Raw genomic sequence first — 25,843 nt, 5'->3', positions numbered from 1 at the left:
GTTTTCCCTTGTGTCCCAAAGATGTCCAGTAACCGGACGGTGTCACTCGCGGTGGTCGCTCCGTGACGCGCGAGGCGGCGCGCGAAGGGGCGCGCGAGGGACGCCGTCCGGTCAGCTCACCCGTGCCGCAAGCAGAGCGTCCCCCACTGGAAGCCCGCCCCGATGGACGAGACCACGTACGTGTCGCCGTGGCGGACCGAGCCGGCCGTGAACGCCGCGTGCAGCGCCGTGAACACGCCCGCCGAGCCCGTGTTGCCGAGGCGGTCGACCGTGATCGGTGCCCGCGAGCGGGACACGCCCAGCTTGTCCAGTGCCGCCGTGATGATGTTCAAGTTGGCCTGGTGGAGGAAGAAGTGCGTGACGTCCTCCACCGACAGCCCGGCCTCGTCGACCGCCCGGAGGATGCTGTCCGGCAGGCAGCGGGTCGCGGTGTTCCAGACCGCGCGGCCGTCCATCTTCAGGTAGTGGTCCGACGCCGACGCGGCGGCCGGCGGGAGGCGGGAACCGCCCGCCGGGATCTCCACGTCGTACGACAGCTCCGTGCCGAAGTCCCAGCCCAGCAGACCGGCGCCCGCGGACGACGCGCGGGTCAGGACCGCCGCGCCCGCCGCGTCGCCGAAGAACACCCGGGTCGTCCGGTCTTGCGGGTCGGTGACGCGGGACGCGCAGTCCGCCGCGATGACCAGCACCGTCGAAGCCGCCGACGTCTGGAGCAGGTGCGCGGCCAGGAACAACGCCTGGACGCCGTTCGCGCACGCCGCTTGCGTGATGTCGAGCGTCAGCGCGCGGTCCGCGCCGAGCAGTTCCTTCACGATCAGCGCGGTCGACGGGAGCGGCTGGTCGTAGGTGTACGTCCCGACGATGATCGCGTCGACGTCGCGCGGGGTGATGCCCGCCGCGGCCAGGGCCGGGTGGGCCGCCGCCACGCACATGTCCGATGTCGCGCGGTCCGGGGCCAGGCGCCGGCGGACGCGGATGCCCGTGCGGCTGACGATCCACTCGTCGGAGGTGTCGAGCGTCGCCGCGAGCTCGGCGTTCGTCACGACTTCCGGCGGCAGGTGCACACCGGTGCCCGCGATCATGACGGGGACGGTCAGCGCGGTCACACCGCACCGCCCGCGAAAACGCTGCGCGAGGCACTGAGCTGCTGGGACAGATCGGTGTAGAACCGGCCCGACTCGCAGGGCCGGCCGAGCAGGATGCGGCGCGCCGCCTCGCCGCACAGCGCACCGCCCAGCGCGACGCCGGACGCCAGCTGCGGCCAGCTGCTCAGGGTGCGCCCGAGCTGCCCGAACGACGCGGCCAGCTCCGGGCCGATCCGGTCGGCGTCCACCATCGCCAGGATCAGGTCGACCTTCTCCTGGTACCCGAGGTCCGCCAGGTCGACGGACTTCACGTCGCCGAGCAGTCCGTGCAGCAGCGGCCGGTCGGGCTCGCGGTCGAACCGCTCGACGTCGAGCATGCCGCGGTCGTTGCAGTCCATCACCACCGGGATGCCGAGGTCACGCGCGTACTCGCGGGCCGCGATCTTGACCCACGGCGTGTCGCATTCCTCGACGAGCAGGTCGATCCCGCCGGCGAAGAAGTCCTCGATGGTGTCCTCGGTCAGCCCGTCGCGCTGGATCTCGATGTCGAGGTACGGGTCGATCTCGAACATCTGCCGCGCGGACAGCACCGCCTTGTTGACGCCGAGGTGGTGCACACCGGCGCGCAGCCGGTTCAGGTTGGACAGCCCGAAGTCGTCGAAGTCGGCCAGCCGGTACGCGCCGCCGATGCCCTCGAGCGCGAACGTCAGCGCCGCGCTGTTGCCGACGGACAGGCCGATGATCCCGATCCGCTTGCCGAACAGGCCACGCTGTTCCGGGCGTTCGATCCGGCCGCGGTTGCGGTCGGTGCGCACCAGCCGGAACTCCTCGCGCGGCAGCACGTGCACCAGCCGCCCCGACCACGGGAACCACACCCAGGTGCCGTACTCCCACGCCGCGACGCCCGCCAGCTGCTCGCGCTTCTTGCGCTCGATCTCGGCGGCGTCCGTGCAGGCCGGTTCGCGGCTGCGGACCAGTTCGGTGAGCTGCTCGTCGAGCGTGTCGTGGACTTCGCGGACTTCGCCGGACGCCAGCAGGCGGTTGAGGGCGTCGTGGTCGGCGGCGGTGAACAGCACCGGCTGCCAGACGTCGCGGTCGGGACCGGCGGCTTCGGTGAGCGTGAGCGGCGCTGCGCGGGGCGCCCGCGGTGCGGGGAGCAGCGGCGACGGGCCGCCGGCGGCGATGAGCGGGAACTCGTCGCGCAGCCGCGTCACGAGGTCGTGCTGCCGGCCGGCGCCGTCGAGGACGCGGTGGACCATGATCACGACGTCCTCGGTGTACTGCGGGACGTAGCGGCGGGTGCCGGCCACGGGCCGGAAACCGAACCGCTCGTGGAACCGGTCCTGGCCGTCCTTCGTGCCGGACGTGCCGATCATCGCCCGCGCGCCGAGGTGGTGGGCCGCGCCGATCGCCAGCGCGTTCAGGTACTGCCCGAGCCCGAGCTTGCGGGCCCGGTGCTCGACGACGAGCCGGCTGTGCTCGAACACCTCCGACGCCGGGAAACCTTGGGTGGCAAGGAGTTGTTCGTAGGCCGCGTCGCCGAGGTAGGCCCGGGACTGGAAGCGCTCGCCGGCGTCCGGTGTGGACAGCCGGATGTAGCCCAGCGGCTCGCCGCCGGGACTGCGGCGGGCGATGAAGTGCCACGCGCCGAAGTCGAGGTCCTGGTCGTCGGTGTGGGAGCCGTCCGCGCGGAGGAAAGCCGGGCGGCGGCCGTGGTCGAAGAGGATCCGGGCGCGCAGTTCGCGGACCGCGTCGATCAGGGTGTGGTCGCCGGAGCCCGGCTGCGGCCCGAGGAACGCCGTGACGTGCCAGTCCGGCGATCCGGGCTGCGGGGACCACGATTCGCGTGGGCCGGGGTGGTTCAGGTGGGTCAAGTTCCGCCTTTTCTCAAGGAGTTCCGGGGGACCTGTCCGGCCGCGGCGAGCGTGGTCCGGACCAGGGCAGCCGGGACACTAGCAGCGGGCGGACGGCCCGGCCCGGCGGTGCGCCGCGGTGATCTTCCCGCACGGCCCAGCCGGGAAATCCTTTACTTTCAAGAGAATTGACAGTGTGTCACACACGTAGACCACGAATGATGAAGATCGAACGCCGGCATCACTCGAAGGAGTGGCGGTGTCTCTCGTAGGGCGACGGAGAGAAGATCAAGCCGCCCACGCTCCACAGAGGATTGTGGTCGGCTTCACAAGCGCGTCTTCACCCCCGTGGGGGAGCGTCGAACAGTCCAAAGGGGACACTCGACGCGAGTGCCCGGTACCCGGCGGGGTTGAGGTGCAGGTGGTCGCCGGCGTCGTAGGCGGGCCGCAACCGGCCGGGCGCGGCCGGATCACCGGCCACGCGGTCGAAGTCGAGGACCGCGTCGAAGTGGCCGCGGATCCAGGTGTTGACCCGCTGACGCGCCGCTTCGCGCTCGGGGGTGTCGTAAGGCGAGTTGCCGCCGAACGGCGTCAGCGTCGCGCCGTAGACGCGGATGTCCTGGGCGTGGGCGCGGGTGATGATCTGGTCGTAGGCGTCGATCAAGTCGTCCGCGGTCTGCGCGGCGGCTTCGGGGGCGGCGGTGCCGATGTCGTTGACGCCCTCGAACACGATCGCCCACCCGACACCGCTTTGGGCCAGCAGATCGCGGTCGAGCCGGGCCAGGACGTTGGGGCCGAGGCCGTCCTGCAGCACCCGGTTGCCGCCCGCCGCCTGGTTGACCACGGCGGCCGGCACGCGCGAGGCCAGCACGTCCGGCCAGCGGTCGTTGCCGTTCGTCGTCGAGCCCCGGCCGTCGGACAGGGAGTCGCCGATCACGGCCACCGCCGAGGCGGGGGACAGGACCTCGACGCCGCTCAGGAAGTACCAGTGGTCGACCGGGGTCGCGCCGGGCAGGTCCGGCGCGGTCACCTGGTCGCCCGCCAGCAGGTACGACGTCGTGCGCGAGCCCGGGTGGGAGGTGATCGCCGTCGAGGCCTGGCCGTGGGCCAGGTACGCCGTCACGGTGATGTTCTCCGCCGCCCGCACCGGGAACGGCAGGGGGTCCGACACCGCTTGCGCACCCGCCGGGACCGTCGTCGACGGCTTGCCGTGGAACGTCACCGGCAGCGAAGTGCCCGGGACGATCGCGGAGACCCCGGCACCACCGGAGACCGGCCGGGCCACCGAGACCGCCGTGAGCGGCAGGGGCGCGCCGCCGAAGGCGTTCGAGAACCGCAGCCGGATGCGCGGGCCGCCCGCGGAAACGTGGGCGGTCTGGCGCAGGGACGCGTTGTCGAGCACACGATCCGGCCCGGTGAACGGCGCCGGCGGCAGGTTGCCCGGTTCGGTCAGCTGCGGCATCGACGTCCACGTCGCCACCCACCGCGACGCCGGCGGCCGGCCGGACGCGCCCACGGACAACGCCGTGAGCACGACCAGCACGGCGATCACGAACGGGCGCCTCACAAGGAGAACTCCGGCGCGAGCACCCGATCGAAGCCGACCTCCCGGCGGGGACCGGACAGCGTGCAGTGCAACGTCGTGACGATCCGCTCGCTCGACGTGCCGACCCGCAGCTCGACGTCGCCGGGCTCGACGAGACGCCGGCCCGCGCGGCCGGTGTAGGAGGTCAGGTCCGCGTGCAGGTCGATGTCCAGGACTTTCGCCTCGCCGGGTGCGAGGTCGACCCGGCGCGCGGCGATCAGCTGCCGCTCCGGGCGGGCCACCTCGGCGACCGGGTCGTGCAGGTACACCTGGACGACTTCGGACGTCGGCCGGTCGTGGTCGTTGCGCAGGGTCACGCGGACCCGGCAGGTGCCGTCGGTCGGCCACAGCGAACCCGTCGCGCTGACGTCCTGCCAGGTCGCCGGCGCGTAGGAAAGCCCGTGCCCGAAGGGGAACAGCGGTGTCGGGTCGACCGTGCTGACCTCGCTGCGCCGGCCCAGCGGGGCCGCCAGGTACGTCGACGGCTGGTTCGCCCCGGCCGCCGGGAAGCTGACGGGGAGCCGGCCCGAGGGATCGATCCGTCCATTGAGGACACTCGCGAGCGCGGGCGCGCCCTCTTCGCCGGGGTAGAAGCCGCAGACGATCGCGGCCAGCCGGTCCGCCTGCCGCGACAGCTCGTACGGCCGCCCGGACAGCAGGATCAAGATCACCGGTTTGCCCGTCGCGAGCAGGGCTTCGAGGAGTTCCTCCTGCCGGCCGGGCAGCCGCAGGTCGGGGGCGTCGCAGCCTTCGCCGGACGTCCCGCCGCCGAACAGCCCGGCCCGGTCGCCCAGCACGGCCACGCAGACGTCCGCGGCCGCCACGGCCGAGACGGCCTCGGCGATCCCGGCGTCGTCGCCACCGACCACCGGGCAGCCCAGGGCGTACGTGACGTCGTGGTCGGCGCGCAGGGCCTCGGCGACCGTCGGCACGTCGACGCCGAACGGGACGTCCGGGTGGTGGACGCCGACGTGCAGCGGGAACGAGTAGCAGCCGAGCATCGCGCCGGCCGCGTCCGCGCGCGGCCCGACGACCGCGACCTTGCGGCCGGGGGCCAAGGGGAGCGTGCCGTCGTTGTGCAGCAGCACGATCGAGCGTTCGGCCACTTCACGGGCCAGCGCGCGGGACTCGGCGTCGTCGAGGTCGATCTCTTCGGGCACCTCCGGCGCCCAGTCCGCGTCGAGCAGGCCCAGCTCGCACTTCTGCCGCAGCACGCGTTCGAGGGCCCGGTCGACGACGGCGGCATCGACCGAGCCCCCTTCCACCGCGGCGAGCAGCGGCTCGCCGTAGCAGTCCATGGTCGGCAGTTCGACGTCGATGCCCGCGGCCAGCGCCTGACCGGCGGCGTCACCGCGACCGCTCGCGACGCCGTGCAGCCGGTGCAGGAACGCCACGGAGAAGTAGTCGGCGACGACGGTGCCGGTGAACCCGTAGGTGCCGCGCAGCAGGTCCGTCAGCAACGTCGCGTCGGCCGCGGCCGGGACACCGTCGATGTCGTTGTAGGCGTTCATCACCGACCGCGCGCCCGCGCGCAGGGCCAGCTCGAACGGCGGGAGCAGGACGTCCGCGATCTCGCGCGGGCCCGCCGACATCGGCGCGAGGTTGCGGCCCGCGCGTGATGCCGAGTAGCCGACGAAGTGCTTCAGCGTGGCGATGATCCCCGCCGACTCCAGGCCGGCGACGTAGGCGGCGCCGATGGTGCCGACCAGGTACGGGTCCTCGCCGATGGTCTCCTCGACGCGGCCCCACCGCAGGTCGCGGGCGACGTCGAGGACCGGCGCGAGCCCCTGGTGCACGCCCAGGCGGCGCATGGTGATCCCGATCCGTTCGCCCATGCGGCGCACCAGGTCCGGGTCGAAGCTCGCGCCCCAGGACAGCGGCGCCGGGTAGACCGTGGCCTGCCACGCCGCGAGCCCGGTCAGGCACTCCTCGTGCACCACCGCGGGAATCCCGAACCGGCTGCTCGTGGTGATCTGCCGCTGGGTGCGCGCGAGGCTGCGGGCGCCGATCGCCGGGTCGACCGGGCGGGTGCCGAACGCCCTGGTCAGCTGGCCGATCCCGTGGCGGGCCAGGTCGTCGAGGTCGATCTCGGCGTCGACGAAGTCGTGCTGGTGCGGGGCCATCTCGCCGCCGGCGTCGATGCCGACCCAGACGCCGTAGAGCTGGGCGATCTTCTCCCGCGGTGTCATCCGCGCCATCAGGGCGCGGACGCGCTCGGCCGGGTCGGCTTCGGGATCACGCCACGGCTCCGGAGAACCGGTGGCCTTGGGGGCCTCTGGGGCCTCGGTCGGCTGCGTGGTCAAAGCTGTCCGCCCTTCGTAGGGGAGAGGATCAGGAGAGGGCGCGGGTCGAGTGCCGCACCACCAGGCCGGTGTCCAGGGTGAGGTGGGTGCGCTCGACGGCGTCGCCGTTGATCAGCGCGATGAGCATGCTGATCGCGCGGTGGCCCATCTCGCGGATCGGCTGGTCCACTGTGGTCAGTGGCGGGCTGCAGAGGGCCGACTCGGGCACGTTGTCGAAGCCCACCACGGAAAGGTCGTCGGGCACCGAAAGCCCCAGTTCGCGGGCCGCGCCGACGGTCGCGATGGCCGAGATGTCGTTCGCGGCGAACACCGCGGTCGGCCGGTCGGGCCCGGTCAGCAGCTCGTGCGCCGAGGCCGCGGAGATCTCCGGATCGTAGGCGCCGTCCCGGATCAGGGCCTCGTCCACCGCGACGCCGGCCGCGTGGAGCGCCCGCAGGTAGCCGGTCTTGCGCAGCTCGGCGGACTGCAGGTCGGGCCGGCCGGCGAGGAAGCCGATCCGCCGGTGGCCGAGTTCGAGGAGGTGCTCGGTGGCCAGCTGCGCGCCCCGCAGGTTGTCGGAGTCGATGGTCGGCAGGTGCGACGGCCCGGTGTGCGGGTCGACCGCGACCACCGGGGTGCCGGGCACGGCCTCCAGCGAGACGGCGGGCGTGACCAGCACGGCGCCGTCGACGAGGGTGCCGCTCAACCGGGAGAGGTAGCGCTTCTCCCAGCCCTTCGGGTCACCGGTGCGCCCGCCCGCGGAGTAGACGACGAGTTCGAAGCCACTGCCGCGGATCGCGTCGGCGGCCCCCTTGAGTAGCTCCGTGGAGAACGGTTCCAGGTCGGCGACCAGGATGCCGATCACGTTGGTCCGGTGGTTGCGCAGGCTCTGGGCGACGAGGCTCGCCTCGTAACCGAGCTCTTCGATCACGGCCCGGACCTTCGCGAGCGTTGCGGCGGAGACGCCGTAGCGGTCGTTGATGACTTTGGAAACCGTGGCCACCGAGACGCCGGCGTGGGCCGCGACGTCACGGATGGTCACCCTGGAACTGGGCTGCATCGCCTCAGACTAGCCATGTAAAACGTTATCGACAACGATTGACATCCGTTTTTCGCTGGCGCAGACTCTTCGCCAACCCGGGCGTTGTCACGCCCCGTCCAACTCGGCCGAAGTCGTCAGGAGTGGACCCAAAATGTTTGCGAAACGCAGAATCCCCGTAGTCGCCGCGCTCGCGGCCGTCGTGCCGCTCGCCCTCGCGGCGTGCAGCGGGGGGAGTGACACGCCCGCGCAGCCGAGCGGCCCGGTCACCCTCACGTGGTGGCACAACGGCACCACCGACCCGATCAAGGCGATCTGGGAGAAGGTGGTCACCGACTACCACCAGGCGCACCCGGACGTCACGATCAAGGCCCAGCCGCTGCAGAACGAGGACTTCCCCACCAAGGTGCCCCTCGCCCTGCAGGGAGCCGAGCCACCGGACGTCTACCAGTCCTGGGGCGCCGGCGACCTGGCTTCGCAGATCACCTCGGGCAAGGTCGCCGACATCACCGACGTCACGAAGTCGTGGATCTCCGCGACCACCGGCAAGTTCGGTGAAAACTGGCAGGTCGACGGCAAGCAGTACGGCGTGCCGTTCGAGCAGCACTTCGTCGGTTTCTGGTACCGCAAGGACCTGTTCGCCGACGCCGGGATCACCGCGCCGCCGAAGACCATCGACGACCTGAACTCCGCTGTCACCAAGCTCAAGGCCAAGGGTGTCGCGCCGATCTCGGTCGGTGGCAAGGACCGCTGGCCGGACGCCTTCTACTTCAACTACTTCGCCGTCCGCGAATGCTCGGTCGACGTGCTCAAGCAGTCGGTGAAGGCGATCAAGCTCGAGGACCCGTGCTGGACGAAGGCGGGGCAGGACCTGAAGAACTTCCTGGCCACGCAGCCGTTCCAGACCGGGTTCGCCGGCACCGCCGCCCAGCAGGGCGCGGGCAGCTCGGCCGGCCTGGTCGCCAACGGCAAGGCGGCGATGGAGCTGCAGGGCGACTGGGAGCCCGGCACGATGTCGGCGCTGACCGAGGACAAGCAGCTGGACTCGAAGGTCGGCTGGTTCCCGTTCCCGTCCGTGCCCGGCGGCGCGGGCGACCCCGCCGCCGTGCTCGGCGGCGGTGACGGTTTCGCCTGCACCACCCGCGCGTCGAAGGCGTGCGCGGACTTCCTGCAGTACCTGGGCAGCGAGCCGGTGCAGACGCAGCTCGCCGCGCAGGGCGCCGGCCTGCCCGTCAACACCGTTGCCGCCAAGGCGCTGAAGACCGACACCCTGAAGGCCGTCTACGACTACGGCACGAAGTCGCCGTACCTGCAGATGTACTTCGACCGGGCGTTCCCGACGGCGGTCGGCGCCGCGCTGAACGACGCCGTGGCCAACATGTTCGCCGGCCAGGGCACCCCCGAAGGCATCGTGGCGGCCGTCAACCAGGCCGCGGCAGGCAACAAGTGACCACGACCACCAGTCCGGTGCGGGCGGCGCGACCGCCCGCACCGGCGGTGCCGGTCCGGAAGCGGCGCTCGAGCCTGCGCAAGCGGCTCGAGCTGGCGCTGCTGCTCGGCCCGGCGCTGCTGCTGTTCGCCGGGTTCGTCCTGGTGCCGATCGGGATCGCGGCGTTCTACAGCCTGTTCAACTGGAACGGCTTCGGCGCGCTCGACGACTTCGTGGGCCTCGACAACTACGTCGACGCCTTCGGCGGCGATGTGTTCCAGAGCGCGATCGTGCACAACCTGATCATCGCCGGGCTGTCGATCGTGGTGCAGCTGCCGCTGTCGATCGGCCTGGCGCTGCTGCTCAACCGGAAGCTGCGCGGCCGGGCGGTGCTGCGGTCCCTGGTGTTCGCGCCGTACGTCCTGTCCGAGGCGATCACCGCGGTGATCTGGGTGCTCATGCTGCAGCCGAGCGGGTTCGCCGACCAGGTGCTCCAAGGCGCCGGGCTCGGCGGCCTGGTCCGGCAGTGGCTGGCCGACCCGGGCATCGTGCTCTACACGCTGTTCGCGGTGATCACCTGGAAGTTCATCGGCTTCGGCATCATCCTGCTGCTCGCCGGCCTCCAGGGCGTGCCGGCCGAGCTGCGCGAGGCCGCCGCGCTCGACGGCGCGTCGGCGTGGCAGACCACTCGCCACGTCGTGCTGCCGCTGCTCGGGCCGACCATCCGGATCTGGATCTTCCTGTCGGTGATCGGCTCGCTGCAGCTGTTCGACATCGTGTGGATCATGACGCTCGGCGGGCCCGCGAACGCGTCGACGACGATGGCGACCTACCTGGTCGACCACGGCTTCAAGCGCTACGAGTTCGGGTTCGGCTCCGCCGTCGCGGTGATCCTCTTCGTCATCTGCTTCGTGTTCGCCCTGCTGTACCAGCGGTTCGCGCTGCGCCGGGACACCCAGGGCGCCCTGACCAGGATGGTGGGCTGATGCGCTCGCGCCGGTTCGGCCTGTCGATGGGGTATCTCGCGGCGATCGTCGTGGTCGGCGTGACTCTTGTGCCGCTGCTGTTCGTGGTGCTCGGCGGGTTCCGCAGCAACGCGCAGATCAACTCCGACCCGGCGGGGCTGCCCGGCCCGTGGATCACCGAGAACTACGCCTCGGTCCTCGGCTCGAGCGCGTTCTGGACGTTCCTCGGCAACAGCGCGCTGATCGCCGTGATCGCGACCGCCGTGGCCGTCGGCCTGGGCTCGATGGCCGGGTTCGCGCTGTCGCGGTACCACTTCAAGGGCCGTGAAGCGCTGTACACGCTGTTCACGCTCGGCCTGCTGTTCCCGCTCACCGTCGCGACGCTGCCGTTGTACCTGTGGCTGCGCCAGCTCGGGATGCTGGAGAGCTTCTGGGGCGTCGCGATCCCCGAGGCGGCGTTCTCGCTGCCCGTGACGATCGTGATCCTCCGCCCGTTCATGCACGCCATCCCCGGCGAGCTGGAGGACGCCGCGGTGCTCGACGGCGCGAGCCGGCTGGGGTTCTTCTGGCGGATCCTGCTGCCGCTCTCGGCGCCAGCGCTGACGACGGTCGGCGTGCTCGCCTTCGTCACCAGCTGGAACGCCTACCTGCTGCCCCTGCTCGTGTTCAACGACTCCGCGCACTTCACGCTCCCGCTCGGCGTCGCCACGTTCCAGTCCCAGTACTCCCAGGACACCGCCCGCGTGCTCGCGTTCACCGCGTTGTCGATGATCCCCGCGCTCGCGTTCTTCGTGCTCGCCGAACGGCGCATCGTCGGCGGGCTCACCGGATCCGTGAAGGGCTGACACAGGAGGTCTCCCGTGACGTCCGAGGTACACCGCCGTGCCTTCCTCCAGCTGCTGGCCCTCGCCGGCGCCGGAACCGCCGTCCTGCCGGGAACCGCCGAAGCCGGCACGGGCTTTCCCCTGGTGACGCGGGGCAAAGCTGCGACCATCGTGGTGAGCGCCGGTGATCGGCCGGGGGTGCGCCGGGTCGTCGGCGACCTCGCGGCCGACGTCGAGCGCGTCACGGGCGTGCGGCCGGCCGTCTCGATCGACGTCGTCCCCGCGCACGGGCCGGTGGTACTCGTCGGGACGCTGGGCCACAGCCCGCTGGTCGACGACCTGGTCCGCGCGGGCCGGCTCGACGTCACCGGCGTCGCCGGGAAGTGGGAGACGTCGCTGAGCCAGGTCGTCGACGGGACGCTGGTGCTCACCGGCAGCGACCAGCGTGGCGTGATCTACGGCGTCTACGAGATCTCGCGGCGCATCGGCGTCTCGCCGTGGTACTGGTGGGCCGACGTCCCGCCGCGGCGCAGCGCGGAGCTGCACCTGCCGGGGGAGCGGTTCAGCCTGGGCACCCCCCGCGTCAAGTACCGCGGGTTCTTCATCAACGACGAGAACCCGGCGCTCGGCACCTGGGCGCCGGCGTACTTCGGGCCCGGCAAGGCGCCGGGCTACCCGGGTGGCTTCACCCACGAGTTCTTCGCGAAGGTCTTCGAGACCCTGCTGCGGCTGCGCGCGAACTACCTGTGGCCCGCGGTCTGGGGACGCGCGTTCGCCGAGGACGACCCGCTCAACCACGCGACGGCCAAGGAGTACGGCGTCGTCATGGGCACCTCGCACGAGGCGCCCATGATGCGGGGGATCGAGGAGTGGAACCGGCACGCGGTCGCCGCGGTCCGCGACGCGGCGGGAAACATCGTCACGCCCGGCCACGACCCGTACGGCGGCACGGGGGAGTGGAGCTTCCGCCGCAACGGCGAGGCGATCAAGGCGTACTGGGCCGACGGCATCCGCCGGATGGCCCGCGAGGACTTCGAAGGCGTCGTCACGCTCGGCATGCGCGGCAACGGCGACGTCGGCCTGCCCGACGGCGACGGCATCGAGCTGATGCGCGAGATCCTCGCCACCGAACGGGAAATCCTCGCCCGCGAGCTGAGCACGGACGTCCCGCAGGTGTGGACGCTGTACAAGGAAGTCCAGCGCTACTGGGCGCAGGGGCTCCGCCCGGCCGACGACGTCATCGTCGTGTTCACCGACGACAACTGGGGCAACATCCGCAAGCACCCGGATCTCTCCTTGCCACCGCACCCGGGCGGGTACGGGCTGTACTACCACTTCGACTACGTCGGCGGCGGCCGCAACTACAAGTGGGTCGACACCACCCTGATCGCCAACACCTGGGAGCAGCTGAACCAGGCCGTCTCCTACGGCAACGACCGGCTGTGGGTCGTCAACGTCGGGGACATGAAGGGCAACGAGCTGCCGCTGCAGTTCTTCCTCGACTACGCCTGGGATCCGTCGGCACTGCCCGTTTCGCGATTGTCCACATGGGAGCGAGAATTCGCTTCGGCGAACTTCGGCGCCGCACTGGCGTCGGACATCGCTTCGGTGCTGCACGACTACGGGCGGTTGCAGTCCCGCCGGAAGCCGGAGCTGCTGAACCGGAAGATCACGCTGCAGGCCGACGGCACGATCGAGTACGACGACCAGGCGACGCCGTTCAGCCTGGTCAACTACCGCGAGCTGGACACCGTCACCGACGAGTGGCAGGCGCTGGCCGCCCGCGCGTCGAAGATCTCCGCCCGGCTGCCGGCGGCCTGCCGCGACGCCTACTTCGAGCTCGTGCTGTACGAGGTCGAGGCGTCGGCGTACCTGTACGCGCTGCGGCGGGCCGAGTTCACGAACCTGTTGTACGCGGCGCAAGGCCGCGCCTCGGCCAACGGGCTCGCCGCCGTCGCCGAGGCCCGGTTCGCCGACGACCTCGCCTTGGCTGCGAAGTACAACACGGGCGTCGCGGGCGGCAAGTGGAACGGATTCCAGACCCAGCCGCACATCGACTACGGCGACGTCGCCCGCTACGGCCCGAACGCGCCGTGGCAGCAGCCGGAGAAGGACAACGTCGCGCTGCCGGACGTCCTCTTCCCGGCGGTGCGGCGGGTTCCGGTTCCCTCCGGCGCCGAAATGGGGGTCGCCGTCGACGGCTCGGAGCAGTGGTGGCCCGCGGCGCCGGGACGTCCGGTGCTGCCGGAGTTCAGCCCGTTCCAGAGCACCCCGGCGCAGTACGTCGACGTGTTCAACCGCGGGCGGACGCCGTTCCGCTGCACGGTGACGGCGGGCGCGCCGTGGGTGCGGGTCGAGCCGCGCGGCGGCCGGGTGGACGAGGAGCTGCGGATGACGGTGCGGATCGACTGGGCGCGGGCACCGAAAGGCACCACGACCGTGCCGATCACGGTGTCGGGTGCGGGCCGTTCGGTCGTCGTGGACGCGGTGGTGCGTTCGGCCGACCTGCCGTTGTCGTGGCGGCACGGGTTCGTCGAAGCCGGCGGGCACGTTTCGATGGAAGCCGACCACGGCGACGCGATCGCGGCGGCCGGCGTGTCGTGGCGGCGGATCCCGGACCTCGGCCGGACGGGCGCCGGCATGACGCCGTTCCCGGTGACGGCGGCGAGCCGGGAGGTGGGGGCGGGCCCGCGGCTGGAGTACCGGATGACGCTGGTCACGGCCGGGCCGGTGACGGTGTGGGCGTACCTTTCGCCGCGCGGCAACGTGCTGCAGGGTGCCGGACTGCGGTACGCGGTCTCGGTGGACGACGCGGTTCCGCAGGTCGTCAACATCACCAAGGCGACCGGCGCGGACGACACGACCATGAACCGGCAGTGGGAACGGACGACGTCGGACAACGTGAACCTGACCTCGACGCGGCACGTGGTCGCCGCACCGGGTCCGCACGTGCTGAAGATCTGGATGATCGACCCGGCGGTGGTGGTGCAGAAGCTGGTGGTCGACACGGGCGGGTTGCGGCCGAGCTACCTGGGGCCGCCGGAGAGCAAGCGGCTGGGGAAGCCGTGAGTGGGAACCGGTGTTCTCACTGCGGTTGTCACTCGCGGCTGGCGGGCGCGGTGCTGTGGCGCACGACCAGGCTGGTCGCCAGCTCCAGCCGCCGGGCGTCCGGCGTCAACCCCCGGGCCAGCGCGATCGCCAGCCGGGCCCCGGCCGCCGCCATCTCCTGCAACGGCTGGCGGATCGTCGTCAGCTCCGGCGTCAGCCAGCGGGCCACCGGCAGGTCGTCGAAACCGACCACGCTCAGGTCGGCCGGGATGCGCAACCCGGCGTCGCGGGCGGCCTCGTACACGCCCAGTGCCTGCAGGTCGCTGCCGGCGAACACCGCCGTCGGGCGGTCGGGGAGGGTGAGCAGTGATGCCAGCTCGCGGTAGCCCGAGCGGACGTGGAAGTCGCCCTTGCGGACCAGGGCCGGGTCGAAGGCCAGCCCCGCCGTCTCCAGGGCCGTGCGGTAGCCGTCGATGCGGGCCCGGCTGCACAGCACGCCGTCCGGGCCGCCGATCATCGCGATCCGCCGGTGGCCCAGCTCCACCAGGTGCCGGGTGGCCGTCAGCCCGCCCTGCCAGTTCGTGGCCCCGATCGAGGGCGTCTCCGGGCCGGGCGCGCCGGCCGGGTCGACGATCACCAGCGGGATGTCCCGCGCGCGCAGTTTCGCCAGCTGCCCGCCGGTGAAGTCGGAACACACCGAAACGATGCCGACCGGGCGCCGGGCGAGCACGCTTTCCAGCCAGCTCTGTCCCGGGGTGTGCCGGCCCGACGATTCCGCCAGCACGACCGCCATTCCGTTTTCGCGGGCGACGTGCTCGACCCCGCGGATGATTTCGAGCGCCCACGTGCTTTCGAGTTCGTGGAACATCAGTTCCAGCAGCCGGGAACGGCGGGACCGTTCGTCGGCGCGACGCCGGTAGCCGTATTTCCCGATGACGGCTTCGACGCGGGCGCGCGTGCTTTCGGCGACGTCCGGACGCCCGTTCAGCACCTTCGAAACGGTCGGCACGGAAACGCCGGTCTCGGCGGCGATCCGGGCGATGGTGACCCGCGTCGCTGCGGGTTCGAGATCGTCGGATTTTACTGGCATGAAGCGGATTCTAGGTCATCCGACCCGGAATTGACACGCTTCGAAACTTTCGATCATTGCTCCGACAGGTACCTTGACCGCCGTCGGCGGCGGCTTCTATCGTCGAAAACCGGCCCTATTTCCCCGAGGAGTCACGAGATGGTGCACGCAATTCCGGTCAAACGCGCGCTGGTCGCGATGGTGGCGCTCGCGGGCGTCGCCGTCTGGCAGGCGCCGGCGGCTTCCGCGTCGGTTCCGCTGAAGGACATCACGCACCGCTACGTCGGTAGTGCGGTGGCCGCGTCGTATCTCGCTTCGGAGCCCGATTACCGCGCCGTGCTCACCCGGGAATTCGACAACGTGACCCCGGAGAACGAGATGAAATGGGGCACGGTCGAGGCGGTGCGCGGGCAGTACGACTGGTCCGGCGCGGACGCGATCGTGCAGTACGCGCGAGCACACCACAAGACCGTCCGCGGCCACACGCTCGTGTGGCACTCGCAGCTCCCGGACTGGGTCGCGGCCCTGCCCGCCGACGAGCTGCGCCGCGTGCTGCGCGACCACGTCACGACGGAAGTGAAGCGGTACAAGGGAAAGATCCGCGCCTGGGACGTCGTCAACGAGATCTTCAACGAAGACGGGACACGCCGGGACACGGTGTTCCGGCAGAAGCTCGGGGACGGCTTCGTCGCGGACGTCTTCCGCTGGGCGCACGCGGCCGACCCGGCGGCGACGCTCTACATCAACGACTACAACATCGAGGGCCGCAACCCGAAGAGCGACGCCGTCTACGACCTCGTGAAGACGCTCCGGCGGCAGGGCGTCCCGATCGGCGGCGTCGGCGTCCAGGCGCACCTGTCGATCCAGTACGGCTTCCCGGACGGCTACCGCGCCAACCTCACCCGCCTCACGGCGCTCGGGGTCGACGTCGCGGTCACGGAGGCGGACGTCCGCATCCCGACCCCGCCCGACGCGGCGAAGCTGGACACGCAGGCGAGCTACTTCGACCGGCTGTGGGACGACTGCCAGGCGGTGCGCCGGTGCGTCGAGTTCACGACGTGGGGGTTCACCGACCGGCACTCGTGGGTCCCGGACGTCTTCCCGGGCGAGGGCGCGGCCTGCCTGTTCGACGCCGACCTGAAGCCCAAGCCGGCCTACACCCGCATCAACCCGTGACCACTGCGGTCCGCTGTCCGTGAAGGCCTCCTTGAGGGACTCAGAGTCCCTCAAGGAGGCCTTCACGGACGTGCGGGGAGACCAAGGCGTCCCGCGCGCAGGCCGCGGGCGGAGAGCGCGGCCAGGATGCGGGGGACGGCGGCGACGGTCGACGCGTAGCCGCCGTCGTGCATCAGGATGATCCCGCCCGGCTGGACCGCGGAAGCGGCCGCCGTGATCTCGTCGGCGGCCGCGCCCGCCCAGTCGCGGGTGTCTACGGTCCACAGGACCTCGGTGAGCCCGTGCCCGGCGAGCGTGGCCGCCACCGCGGCGTCCGTGTCGCCGTAGGGCGGGCGGAACAGCGCGGGCCGGGTGCCGGTGATCCCGGCCAGCAGGTCCTGCGTCCGGGCCACCTCGAGCTCCCGGGCCGCGGGAGGGAGCGCGGGCAGCCTCGGGTGCGACCAGCTGTGGTTGCCGATCGGGTGCCCGGCCGCGGCGATCGCCCGGACCAGGTCCGGATGGGCGGCGGCGTGGGAGCCCTGCAGGAAGAACGTCGCCGGCGCGTCGCCCAGTGCGGCGAGCAGCGCCGGCGTCGTCTCCGGGTGGGGGCCGTCGTCGAAGGTCAGGGCAACCGGGTCCATCCGTCCACGGTCACCCCGCCCACGACGACGGGCAAGGAGTTTCGGCGGGGTTTCAGCGCGCCATGGCGGCGAGGCGCCTGGCCGTCGGCCAGCGGACCTGCCAGGCCCAGCCGAGCTTCTCGAACGCCCAGATCACCCGGGCGGAGATGTCGATCTGGCCGCGCTGGACGCCGTGGCGGGCCGACGTCGGGTCCGCGTGGTGGGAGTTGTGCCAGGACTCGCCCATCGACAGGATGGCCAGCGGCCAGAAGTTCGCCGAGCGGTCGCGGCTCGCGAACGGCCGTTCGCCGATCATGTGGCAGATCGAGTTCACCGACCACGTCACGTGGTGCTGGAACGAGATCCGGGCCAGCCCGGCCCACAGGAACGCGGTCAGCGCGCCCCACCACGACAGCGTGATCAGGCCGCCGAGCAGCGCCGGGAGCAGCAGGCTCGTGACCACCCACACGGGGAACAGGCGGTCGACGATGCGGATGTCGCGGTCGGCGGCCAGGTCGGGGGCGAACCGCTCGATGTTGGTCTTGTCGCGGCCGAAGAGCCAGCCCATGTGCGCGTGCCAGAAGCCGCGGGCCAGGGCGACCGGGGAGGTGCCGAACAGCCACGGCGAGTGCGGGTCGCCCTCGCGGTCGGAGAAGGCGTGGTGGCGGCGGTGGTCGGCGACCCAGGTGATCACCGGGCCCTGGGCGGCGAGGCCGCCGGCGATGGCGAGCGCGATGCGCAGCGCCCGCTTCGCCCGGAACGCGCCGTGCGTGAAGTAGCGGTGGTAGCCGATGGTGATCCCGAGCGTCGAGACGACGAAGAAGCCGCCGCCGATCGCCAGGTCCAGCCAGCTGACGCCCCAGCCCCAGAACACCGGGACCGCCGCGGCGAGCGCGAGGAACGGGATGAGGAGGAAGGCGCGGATGGTGAGCAGTTCGGGGATGGTCTGCTTGCCGGAGAGGACCGGCTTCGGGGCAGGTCGGGGTTTCACCGGGGTGGGTGAGGTCATGCACCACTCGTTTCGAGGTCTTCGCCACGCGCGGAGGGGGTCCTGCGCGGGAGGCCGGGGACGCGGGACACCCGGCTCGTTCAGCTGTGTACGCGCGGCCCGCCGCACGGTCGCCGCTCCTGCCGGCGCCCGGCCGTCAAGGGCCGAGGGGACGGGAGTGTGCCCGGCACTGCGCCGGCGTACGAGGTGCTCCCGTGTTTCCGAGGCTACCCGAGCCGCGGGTGAACCCGCAGTGTGGCGAACGAGGGAGACCCTGGGCGGCCACGGCGCAGTACGGTGGGTCGATGGCAGAACGAGCAGGTGGCCCCGCCCTGGACCCGACCCTCTCCGAATGGCTCAAGGCCCGCGACGAGACCCACCGGCACCTCGGCACCGCGAAGGCCACCGAGGCCTCCGAGGCCTCCGAGGCCAGCGTGGACGCCGGCTGGACCCAGCGGCTGGCCGACCTGCTGGCCACCGAGCAGTCCTGGCAGGCCCAGTACACCGAGCTCGTCGCCCTCGGCACCCCCGGCCGCCGGTTCCCCACGTCCAACCGCTGACCGCGTCCGGCCTCGCCGGACCCCGGAAAAGGGGAATGCCCCCGCCCCGAGGGGCGAGGGCATTCCATGTCGCGTGGTTCAGATGACGCTGACCCGCTGGGCCTGGGGGCCCTTCTGGCCCTGCCCGATCTCGAACTCCACCCGCTGGCCCTCGTCGAGCGACTTGAAGCCGGTGCCCTGGATCTCGGAGTAGTGGACGAACACGTCCGGACCCCCGCCATCCTGAGCGATGAAGCCGAAGCCCTTTTCACCGTTGAACCACTTGACACTGCCCTGAGCCATACCCATACCTACTTCTCATCAGTGAGCCTGGCCGCCCCGTTCGGACGCCCGGTCTCGTGACTATCCTCGCAGAAGTGCGCGCGAGAGGCACGCCCGGTCTCAAACACCCCAGTCGGGCCGCAGCGGCATCCCCATTCCGCCCTGGTTGTCGGTGCGTACGCCGAGGATCTGGTGCAGCTCGATCTCCCGCCGTTCGAAGGCCAGCCGGCAGGCCGCGAGGTAGAGCGCCCACACCCGGCTCCGGCCCGCCCCGGCCTCGGCGACGGCCTCGTCCCAGTGCTCGTCGAGGTTGGCGCACCAGCCGGCCAGGGTGGTCGCGTAGTGCTCCCGGATGTTCTCCGAGTGCCGGACCTCCAGCCCGGCGTCGTGCATGGCCGTGACCAGCTCACCAGGGGCTTCCAGCTCGCCGTCCGGGAACACGTAGCGGTCGATGAAGCCGCGGGAGCGGTGGGCGACGCTCGAATCCGGGTTGGTGATGCAGTGGTTCAGCAGCCGCCCGTGCGGCTTGAGCTTGGCGGCCAGGAAGCGGAAGTAGCCGGGCACGTTGCGGGCGCCGATGTGCTCGGTCAGGCCGATCGACGAGATCGCGTCGAACCCGGTTTCGGTGACGTCCCGGTAGTCGAGGTGCCGGATCTCGGCGCGGTCGGCCAGGCCGAGGGCGACGATGTGCTTCTGCGCCCACTGCGCTTGTTCACGCGAAAGTGTGACCCCGAGCGCCTCGACGCCGTAGTGGCGGACGGCGTGGGCGACCATGCCGCCCCAGCCGCAGCCGACGTCGAGCAGCTTCATGCCGGGCTTGAGGCCGAGCTTGCGGCAGACCAGGTCGAACTTGTGCTCCTGGGCCTGCTCCAGCGTGGCGCCGTCCTCGGGGAACACGGCGCAGGTGTAGGCCATCGACGGCCCCAGGACCAGCTCGTAGAACCGGTTGGAGACGTCGTAGTGGTTCGAGATCGCGTTGCTGTCGCGCTCCTTCGAGTGCCGCAGGCCCGACAGGCTCCGCCGGAACCGGCCGGGCAGCTCCTCGACGGGCGGCTCGACGCGGCGCAGGTGCGCGGGCCCGAGCTTGCGCAGCAGCCAGACGCGGTCGGCCGGGGTCAGCTGGTCGACCTGGGCCGCCAGCGCGTGCAGGGCCGTGTAGAGGTCGCCCTTGACGTCGATGGCGCCGGCCACGTAGGCGCGGGCCAGGCCGAGGTCGCCGGGGGAGGAGATCAGGTAGTCCAGCGCGAGCGGGGAGCGCACCTCGATGGCGACCGGCGCGTCGGCCGGGCCGGTGGCGCTGCCGTCGTAGGCGGTGATCGACACGGTGGAACTGGCGCCGAGCAGGCGCTCGAAGACTTCGCCGACCGGGATGGTTACCTTGGTCACATTCGTTCCTTTCAGGGCGTTCATCGGCGCCGGACGCATTTCTCATAGAGGCCGAGCAACCGGCCGTCCGGGTCGTAGGCCCGCTTGAGCTCCCGGTAGGCGTCGCCGTTGTAGAGGCGCCAGAACTCGTCCTCGGAGTAGAAGCTGTCCGAGTAGAGGGATTTGTGCCCGCCGAGGCGGGTGACCTCGGCTTCGATCATCCGATTGTGGACGCCGTCGCGTTCGCCCGGATCCAGGGGTACCGCCGACCAGAAGCCGAAGTTGACGTAGAGCTCTTCGGGATCCAGTTCGTAGAGCGGCCAGCGCACCCCGCCGGGCCGCTGGCGCAGCGGGCAGATCCAGACCGGGCTGATCGGGATCTCCCGCTCGAAGAACTCGAGGAAGTCCGCGGCGTGGGCCAGCGGCACCTCGATGTCCTGCACGATCGTCTCCTCGGGCGGCAGCCGCTTGAGCTTGAGGAGCTTGGCGGCGATCCCGAAGCGGCGGTCGAGCGCGACGAGCTTCCAGTACACCGAGGAGCGCAGGAACCGGCGGCCCATCAGCAGCCGGGGCAGCCGGGACTGGACGCCGAACGCGCGCGAGCACCAGAACCAGTCGGTGTCCCAGCGCCACAGGTAGTCGCGGACGGTGAGGTGGTCGGTCTCGCGCCGCTGGATCGAGCGGTAGTAGATGTCGAGCCAGGTGTAGTCGCTGGTTTCCGGCGCGGTGTCGGCGAAGGTGCCCAACGTGATGTAGAGCTCGTCCGGGCCGAACACGGTCCCGTCGACGAAGTCGACCGCTTCGCCCTCGTACGTCCGGGTGGTACAGACCTCACCGAGCGCCGTGAAGTACGTCTCCCGGTCGTGGTGGCGGACGTGGCGCAGCTTCACGAACGGCTTCACCGGCTCGAGCTCGATCCGCAGCCGCAGCGCGTAACCGAGCGTGCCGTAGGAGTTCGGGAAGCCGTGGAACAGGTCGCGGTGCTCGTTGTCCGCCGTGGCGACGACGATGCCGCCGTCGCCGGTCATGATCTCCAGCTCCCGCACCGACTCGTGCGGCATGCCGCTGCGGAACGAGCTCGACTCGATGCCGAGGCCGGTGACCGCGCCGCCGAGGGTGATCGTCTTGAGCTGCGGCACCACCAGGGGCATCAGGCCGTACGGCAGCGTCGCGTCCACCAGCTGTTCATAGGTGACCATGCCTTCGACGTCGGCGGTCCGCGTCTCCGGGTCGACGCGCAGCACGTGGGTGAATCCGGAGACGTCCAGGCCGGGGTGCTCGGCCGACGCCCGGGAGCGGAAGAGGTTCGACGTCCGCTTCGCCAGCCGGACGGTGGCTTCGCCGGCGACCGCCGCCAGCTGCCGCCTGAGGTCGTCGACGCGGGATTCGTGTTCGGGGAAGGCCGGGCCCGGGCGGGCCTGGGGCGCACCGGCCTGATCGATCGTCACACCCCGATCCTGCCTCACGGGGGAAGGCGGCGCACCGTGCCGTCGTGCTCGTTGTCCCGGTGGCCGGTACCGGCGCCGATCCCGTGCCCGATCGTCGCCGATCCTGGTGCCGATCCCGTGGTTGATCGACGGGGGCGCGGGGTATCCGCGAGCGGGCGGCGGAAGATCCCGCGGCCGACGGGGAAAGCGAGGCGGCGTTGAGCATTCTGATCGATTTCGGGCGCGACACGGAGTTCTCGTTCGAGCGGCGGTTGCGCGACTACCTGGGGGCGGTCGCCCGGGCGGTGGGGGTCGGGCCCGAGTCCGGGACCATCGACCTCGACACCCCGGTGTCGGCCTACGTCGCCCTGGACTGGCGGCTGCGCCGGTTCCCCGGGCACGACCTCGCCCTCGTCTGGGACGAGGTGCGCGGCTGGGCCGCGGCCCTGGAGGACACCGGCGGGGACGCCGCCGTCCTGACCTACCTCGGCGGCGAAGTGCTCCCCGAACCGCGGGCCGTCGTGCGGTTCCTCGCCGCGGTGCGCGCCGGCGACCCCGCCGCCGGACTGCTCGAAGCGCCGGTGCTGCGCGAGGCGGGCCACCACGAGGAACTGCTCGGCGCCCTCCCAGCCGACTGACCGCGGGGGAGCAGGGCTTCACCGCCCCGGCCGACGTCCTCGAATACCCGACATACGTCGTGACCTGCGCCGACGGCCGGCTGGCGGACGAGAACCACGCCTGCGAAGTGCCCCGGACGCCGGCTGACCACGGCGCACCGCGACCCGGCCCGGCTGTCCCAAGGGACGACCGGGTTCGGCGCCGACAAGCCCACCCGCCGGCGGAGGAGCCCCAGGCCGGGCACCGCCCCGGTGCTCGACGGCTGCCCCCGGCGGAATCCTCGGCCGCGAACGCACCGGCGATCACGTCGCGCACCTGCTGCGGCCCGTCAAGTCCACCAGCGCGGCCGCGCCGGCCGGGTCGCAGCGCGGCTTCCGGGCTGTCCGCGATCTCACGCCGGGGAACGGGCCGTGAGCGCTCAGTGTTCGCGGAACAGCTGAGCCGGGACCAGCGCCCACACGGTCTTCCCCGGCTCGGTCGCCCGCACGCCCCACCCCAGGGACAGCTGCTCGACCAGTTTCAGGCCGTGGCCGCCGCCGGTCGCGACGCGTTCGACCGACGGGTCGTCGTCGACGACCTCGACCAGCAGGCCGCGCAGCTCGCGCGTCACCCGCAACGAGGAGGGCCGCGGTGTGTGGTCGTAGGCGTTGCCCACGAGTTCGTCGACCACGAGCAGCAACGCGCCGAGCGGCTCTTCCTTCGTCCGCCCGAAACCGAGGCAGCCGGCGACGGTCGAGCGGATCCGGCGCAGCGCCGGCCGCGTCGTGAGGTCGACGGTCAGTTCCGCGGCCCGGGCGACCCGCTGGCTGAGCCGTTCGACGACCAGGTCCCAGCCCGGGGGCAGCGCTTCGCCGTTCATCCATCGCTCCCTCGCACCCGGACACGCCCACCAGGAGTTCGGCGCCACCGGCCGCGCGGATGGCTGACAGACTGGCGTCATGGGGAAACTGAGCGCCGAAGACGTCGTCGACCGGATCCTGCCGCGGGAGCCGCGGGTTTCCCCGGACGGCCGCTGGGTCGGGTACCTCACGACGACCCGGGGGCGGACGGCCGGTGACCTGTGGCTCGTCCCCGCCGACGGCGGTGCACCACCGCGCAAGCTGGCCGCGTCCGCCGAAGCGCCGCGCTGGGCCCCGGACTCCGGCTCGGTCTTCTACCTGGCCGCCCGGCGGCTCCACCGGATCGGCCTCACCGGTGCCACCGAACGCGTGACCGACCGGGACGTCACGGCCTGCGTCCCGCTGCCCGGCGACCTCGTCGTCCTGGTCGGGCCCGGCGAAGAGCCACCGAGGGACCCGTACCTGCGCGCGCCGGAACCGCCCGACCGGTTGTGGCTGCTCGACCTGGCCACCGGCGACGTCCGGCCGCACGGCGACCTCGGTGACCGGCACGTCGTCGAGGTCGCGGCCCACCCCGGCGGCGGCCCGCTCGCCGTCCTGACCTGGCCGGTCGCCGACCCCGATCCCGGCATGCTCGAACCGCGGCTCCACCTGGTCGGCGGCCGCGACCTCCCCGCCCCGGCCGTCGAGGCGGCCGCGCTCACCTTGTGGGGCGACCGCCTCCTCTACCGCGGCGTGACCCCGCCCGGACTCGTCGGCGGCTACGCGATCCTCGACGCCGAGGACGGCGCCAACCTGACCGAGGGGATGGACGTCTGCCCGGTCGACCTGGTCCAGGTCGACGACGGCCCGCCGCTCGCCCTGTTCGCCGAAGGCCTCGACACCACGATCCGGCGGCTCGACCCGGCCACGCGCAGGTTCGTGGAGCTCGCCCACGCGCCGGGCTCCCTCGACTTCCTGAGCCACGGCGGCGGTGTCGTCGCCGTGGTCGCGAGCACCGCGACCGAGCCCGACGACGTCCACGTCGGCCCCCCGGCGGGCCCGCTCACCCGGCTCACCGACAGCAGCCCGGAGCTGCGCGCCATGACCTGGGGCCCGCAGGAGCGCCTCTCCTACCGCGCCGCCGACGGCCTGGAGCTGGACGGCCTGCTCGTCCTCCCGCCCGGCACCACCCGCCGTGACGGCCCGTTCCCGCTGGTCACGCTGGCGCACGGCGGCCCGTACGACCGCTACGCCGACCGCTTCATGGTCGGCTGGTTCCGGGTCGCGCGGTGGCTGGCCGACGACGGGTTCGCCGCCTTCCTGCCCAACCCGCGCGGCAGCCAGGGCCACGGCCACGCGTTCGCCGTCTCCGTCGCCGGTGAAGTCGGCGGCGCGGAGTGGACGGACATCCTCACCGGCATCGACCTGCTGATCGACGCCGGTGTCGCCGATCCGGACCGGCTCGGCATCGGCGGTGGCAGCCACGGCGGGTTCCTCGCCGCCTGGGCGGCCGCGCGCAGCGACCGCTTCGCCGCGGCGTACGTCAACGCGGGCATCAGCGACTGGGGCATGATGGCCGCCACCGGCGAGCAGGGCGCTCTCTTCGAGGGGGCGCTCGGCGGGAGCACCGGCTGGGAGGGCCCGGGCCCGCACCGGCACGACCGGAACAGCCCGATCTCCTACGCCGCCGACATCCGGACGCCGATCCTGCTGCTGCACGGCGCGGACGACACCAACGTCCCGCTCGCGCAGGCCGAGTTCCTCCACCGCGCGCTGCGCCATTTCGGCGTCGAGCACGAGTTCGCCGTCTACCCCGGGGAGAACCACTCGCTGCGCGGCCGCGAGCACCAGCTCGATTTCCTGCACCGCACTCGCGAGTGGTTCACCCGGTGGCTCACCCCGCGCGATCAGTCCACTGTGGACGCGAAGTAGTCCCCCTCCGGGAGCACCAGCCAGGTGTCGGGCGGGCCGGCGATCGAGCGCGCGTCGACCGGCCGCAACCCCGCGTACGCGCAGGCGTAGGCCGCCGCGTTTCCCTCGTGCAGATAGGAAAGCAGGACCTCCGCGGAGGACGAATCGGCGTAGGGCCAGCCGCCGGGGTGGAGGTCCGACCCCTCGGTGACGCCGTCGCGGACGAGGCAACCCTGGTTGCCGCTCTTGGGGTTCGCGTAAACGCCGTAGCAGACCGTGCCGGCCGACAGGAGCCCGGTGACGACCGGGGTCTGCGGCAAGTAGCCCCAGGGCTGGGTGAGCACGCAGCCGCCGGGAACGTCCGTGACGCCGACGACCTCATCGGTTCCCCCGGCCGCCCACGGGTCGTCGAGCAGCGCCCGGGCGACCTCCGGCGCGGCCGGCCGGGCGCCGAGCCGGCGCGCCGCCTCGGCCGCGTCGATCGCCGCGACACACGCGAAGCCGGTGCCTTCGAGCCAGAAGTCGGGGAACGCCGCGGCCAGCCCGGGGGCGGCCGCCACCGTGGCGGCTTCCGCGTCCGTGAGCGCGACGCCGTCCGGCGGCGGCCCGAACAGGTCGGGTGTCGGACCGGCCAGCGCGAGCCGCCCCGGGGCCCAGCCCGCCATCATCGGCCGCCACGGGTCCGCGCCCGCCGCCACGAGCACCCGGGCGTTCTCCGGGCGGCGCGCGTGCACCGCGTGCCACAGCGGCGTGGCCCCGCCGGCCTCGGTGTCGGCGGCGTCCACGGCGTCTACGTCAGCGGTCTGACGAGCCAGTTCCGCCACGGCTTCGGGCGTTCCTCGCTCGGCGGCGTCGTGCAGTGCGGTCATCGGTTCCCCTCCGGATCGGTCGCGGGCACCGTAGCGGGCGGCACCGACGATTTCGACGGGTAGCGCCGC

21 protein-coding genes are annotated in these 25,843 nt (G+C 72.0%); 8 read left to right on the top strand and 13 right to left on the bottom strand.

Translation table 11 applies throughout. From position 1 onward, the window contains the following. Nucleotides 1–116 precede the first annotated feature (116 nt). The 5 genes from OG494_RS14580 to OG494_RS14560 all read right to left on the bottom strand — a co-directional run bounded on the left by OG494_RS14580 (nucleotide 117) and on the right by OG494_RS14560 (nucleotide 7,865). Nucleotides 117–1,106 (bottom strand): 3-oxoacyl-ACP synthase III family protein, encoded by a 990-nt coding sequence (locus tag OG494_RS14580; RefSeq protein ID WP_328455906.1) that lies wholly within the window; start codon nucleotides 1,104–1,106, stop codon nucleotides 117–119. Then, nucleotides 1,103–2,959: a ThiF family adenylyltransferase gene (locus tag OG494_RS14575; protein WP_328455904.1), complete on the bottom strand. Its 1,857-nt coding sequence runs from the start codon at nucleotides 2,957–2,959 to the stop codon at nucleotides 1,103–1,105. Before OG494_RS14575 ends, OG494_RS14580 begins: the two co-directional genes overlap by 4 nt. 319 nt (nucleotides 2,960–3,278) lie before the next feature. Then, the gene (locus OG494_RS14570; protein WP_328455902.1) at nucleotides 3,279–4,505 is read right to left on the bottom strand and encodes an SGNH/GDSL hydrolase family protein; all 1,227 of its coding nucleotides are present in this window, start codon (nucleotides 4,503–4,505) and stop codon (nucleotides 3,279–3,281) included. Beyond that, nucleotides 4,502–6,826: a beta-glucosidase gene (locus OG494_RS14565; protein ID WP_442874407.1), complete on the bottom strand. Its 2,325-nt coding sequence runs from the start codon at nucleotides 6,824–6,826 to the stop codon at nucleotides 4,502–4,504. The genes OG494_RS14570 and OG494_RS14565 overlap by 4 nt, the downstream gene beginning before the upstream one ends. A gap of 28 nt (nucleotides 6,827–6,854) precedes the next feature. Continuing rightward, complete coding sequence (locus tag OG494_RS14560) at nucleotides 6,855–7,865, bottom strand: LacI family DNA-binding transcriptional regulator (protein ID WP_328455900.1); 1,011 nt, start codon at nucleotides 7,863–7,865, stop codon at nucleotides 6,855–6,857. Between the two features lie 133 nt (nucleotides 7,866–7,998). On the opposite strand from OG494_RS14560, the gene OG494_RS14555 reads away from it, so the two are divergent. Genes OG494_RS14555 through OG494_RS14540 form a run of 4 tightly spaced genes read left to right on the top strand, consistent with a single transcriptional unit; the run spans nucleotide 7,999 to nucleotide 14,131 of the window. Continuing rightward, the gene (locus tag OG494_RS14555; protein WP_328455898.1) at nucleotides 7,999–9,294 is read left to right on the top strand and encodes an extracellular solute-binding protein; all 1,296 of its coding nucleotides are present in this window, start codon (nucleotides 7,999–8,001) and stop codon (nucleotides 9,292–9,294) included. Next, on the top strand, nucleotides 9,291–10,259 hold the full coding sequence (locus OG494_RS14550) for a carbohydrate ABC transporter permease (RefSeq protein ID WP_328455896.1): 969 nt from the start codon (nucleotides 9,291–9,293) through the stop codon (nucleotides 10,257–10,259). Before OG494_RS14555 ends, OG494_RS14550 begins: the two co-directional genes overlap by 4 nt. Continuing rightward, nucleotides 10,259–11,083, top strand: coding sequence for a carbohydrate ABC transporter permease (locus tag OG494_RS14545; protein ID WP_247051542.1), 825 nt, complete (start codon nucleotides 10,259–10,261; stop codon nucleotides 11,081–11,083). Before OG494_RS14550 ends, OG494_RS14545 begins: the two co-directional genes overlap by 1 nt. Nucleotides 11,084–11,098: 15 nt before the next feature. Next, nucleotides 11,099–14,131 (top strand): glycosyl hydrolase 115 family protein, encoded by a 3,033-nt coding sequence (locus OG494_RS14540; protein WP_328455893.1) that lies wholly within the window; start codon nucleotides 11,099–11,101, stop codon nucleotides 14,129–14,131. Nucleotides 14,132–14,159: 28 nt separating this feature from the next. Here OG494_RS14540 and OG494_RS14535 read toward each other — a convergent pair whose 3' ends face one another. After that, nucleotides 14,160–15,200 carry a LacI family DNA-binding transcriptional regulator gene (locus OG494_RS14535; protein ID WP_328455891.1) on the bottom strand — a complete coding sequence of 347 codons (1,041 nt, stop codon included), beginning with the start codon at nucleotides 15,198–15,200 and terminating at the stop codon, nucleotides 14,160–14,162. Nucleotides 15,201–15,338: 138 nt separating this feature from the next. Here OG494_RS14535 and OG494_RS14530 point away from each other — a divergent pair, with 138 nt between their 5' ends. Then, complete coding sequence (locus OG494_RS14530; protein WP_328455889.1) at nucleotides 15,339–16,355, top strand: endo-1,4-beta-xylanase; 1,017 nt, start codon at nucleotides 15,339–15,341, stop codon at nucleotides 16,353–16,355. 62 nt (nucleotides 16,356–16,417) lie between these two features. Here the strand turns inward: OG494_RS14530 and OG494_RS14525 are convergent, their stop codons facing one another. Continuing rightward, entirely contained in the window at nucleotides 16,418–16,975 is a 558-nt protein-coding gene (locus OG494_RS14525; protein ID WP_328455887.1) for a polysaccharide deacetylase family protein, read from the bottom strand. A gap of 52 nt (nucleotides 16,976–17,027) precedes the next feature. Beyond that, the gene (locus OG494_RS14520; RefSeq protein WP_328455885.1) at nucleotides 17,028–17,963 is read right to left on the bottom strand and encodes an acyl-CoA desaturase; all 936 of its coding nucleotides are present in this window, start codon (nucleotides 17,961–17,963) and stop codon (nucleotides 17,028–17,030) included. Between the two features lie 284 nt (nucleotides 17,964–18,247). On the opposite strand from OG494_RS14520, the gene OG494_RS14515 reads away from it, so the two are divergent. Further along, nucleotides 18,248–18,502 (top strand): hypothetical protein, encoded by a 255-nt coding sequence (locus tag OG494_RS14515; protein WP_328455883.1) that lies wholly within the window; start codon nucleotides 18,248–18,250, stop codon nucleotides 18,500–18,502. A 78-nt stretch (nucleotides 18,503–18,580) separates the two neighbouring features. Here OG494_RS14515 and OG494_RS14510 read toward each other — a convergent pair whose 3' ends face one another. From OG494_RS14510 to OG494_RS14500, 3 genes are all read right to left on the bottom strand, one after another. Then, the gene (locus OG494_RS14510; RefSeq protein WP_086680104.1) at nucleotides 18,581–18,784 is read right to left on the bottom strand and encodes a cold-shock protein; all 204 of its coding nucleotides are present in this window, start codon (nucleotides 18,782–18,784) and stop codon (nucleotides 18,581–18,583) included. Between the two features lie 99 nt (nucleotides 18,785–18,883). Beyond that, nucleotides 18,884–20,188 (bottom strand): class I SAM-dependent methyltransferase, encoded by a 1,305-nt coding sequence (locus tag OG494_RS14505; protein WP_442874406.1) that lies wholly within the window; start codon nucleotides 20,186–20,188, stop codon nucleotides 18,884–18,886. Next, nucleotides 20,170–21,576, bottom strand: a complete 1,407-nt coding sequence (locus OG494_RS14500; protein WP_328455873.1) for an FAD-binding oxidoreductase — start codon at nucleotides 21,574–21,576, stop codon at nucleotides 20,170–20,172. Before OG494_RS14500 ends, OG494_RS14505 begins: the two co-directional genes overlap by 19 nt. A 197-nt stretch (nucleotides 21,577–21,773) precedes the next feature. On the opposite strand from OG494_RS14500, the gene OG494_RS14495 reads away from it, so the two are divergent. Further along, complete coding sequence (locus tag OG494_RS14495) at nucleotides 21,774–22,193, top strand: DUF6292 family protein (protein WP_328455871.1); 420 nt, start codon at nucleotides 21,774–21,776, stop codon at nucleotides 22,191–22,193. 398 nt (nucleotides 22,194–22,591) lie between these two features. Here OG494_RS14495 and OG494_RS14490 read toward each other — a convergent pair whose 3' ends face one another. Further along, nucleotides 22,592–23,032 carry an ATP-binding protein gene (locus OG494_RS14490; protein WP_328455869.1) on the bottom strand — a complete coding sequence of 147 codons (441 nt, stop codon included), beginning with the start codon at nucleotides 23,030–23,032 and terminating at the stop codon, nucleotides 22,592–22,594. Nucleotides 23,033–23,111: 79 nt separating this feature from the next. Between OG494_RS14490 and OG494_RS14485 the strand changes: the two genes are divergently transcribed. After that, entirely contained in the window at nucleotides 23,112–24,926 is a 1,815-nt protein-coding gene (locus OG494_RS14485; protein WP_328455867.1) for a S9 family peptidase, read from the top strand. Here the strand turns inward: OG494_RS14485 and OG494_RS14480 are convergent. Further along, nucleotides 24,902–25,774 carry an ankyrin repeat domain-containing protein gene (locus OG494_RS14480; protein WP_328455864.1) on the bottom strand — a complete coding sequence of 291 codons (873 nt, stop codon included), beginning with the start codon at nucleotides 25,772–25,774 and terminating at the stop codon, nucleotides 24,902–24,904. The two genes, OG494_RS14485 and OG494_RS14480, sit on opposite strands and share 25 nt — an antisense overlap. Nucleotides 25,775–25,843: the final 69 nt, after the last annotated feature.

Source organism: Amycolatopsis sp. NBC_00438, assembly GCF_036026695.1.
GTDB lineage: Bacteria > Actinomycetota > Actinomycetes > Mycobacteriales > Pseudonocardiaceae > Amycolatopsis.
This window is presented reverse-complemented; position numbering and strand designations above follow the sequence as displayed.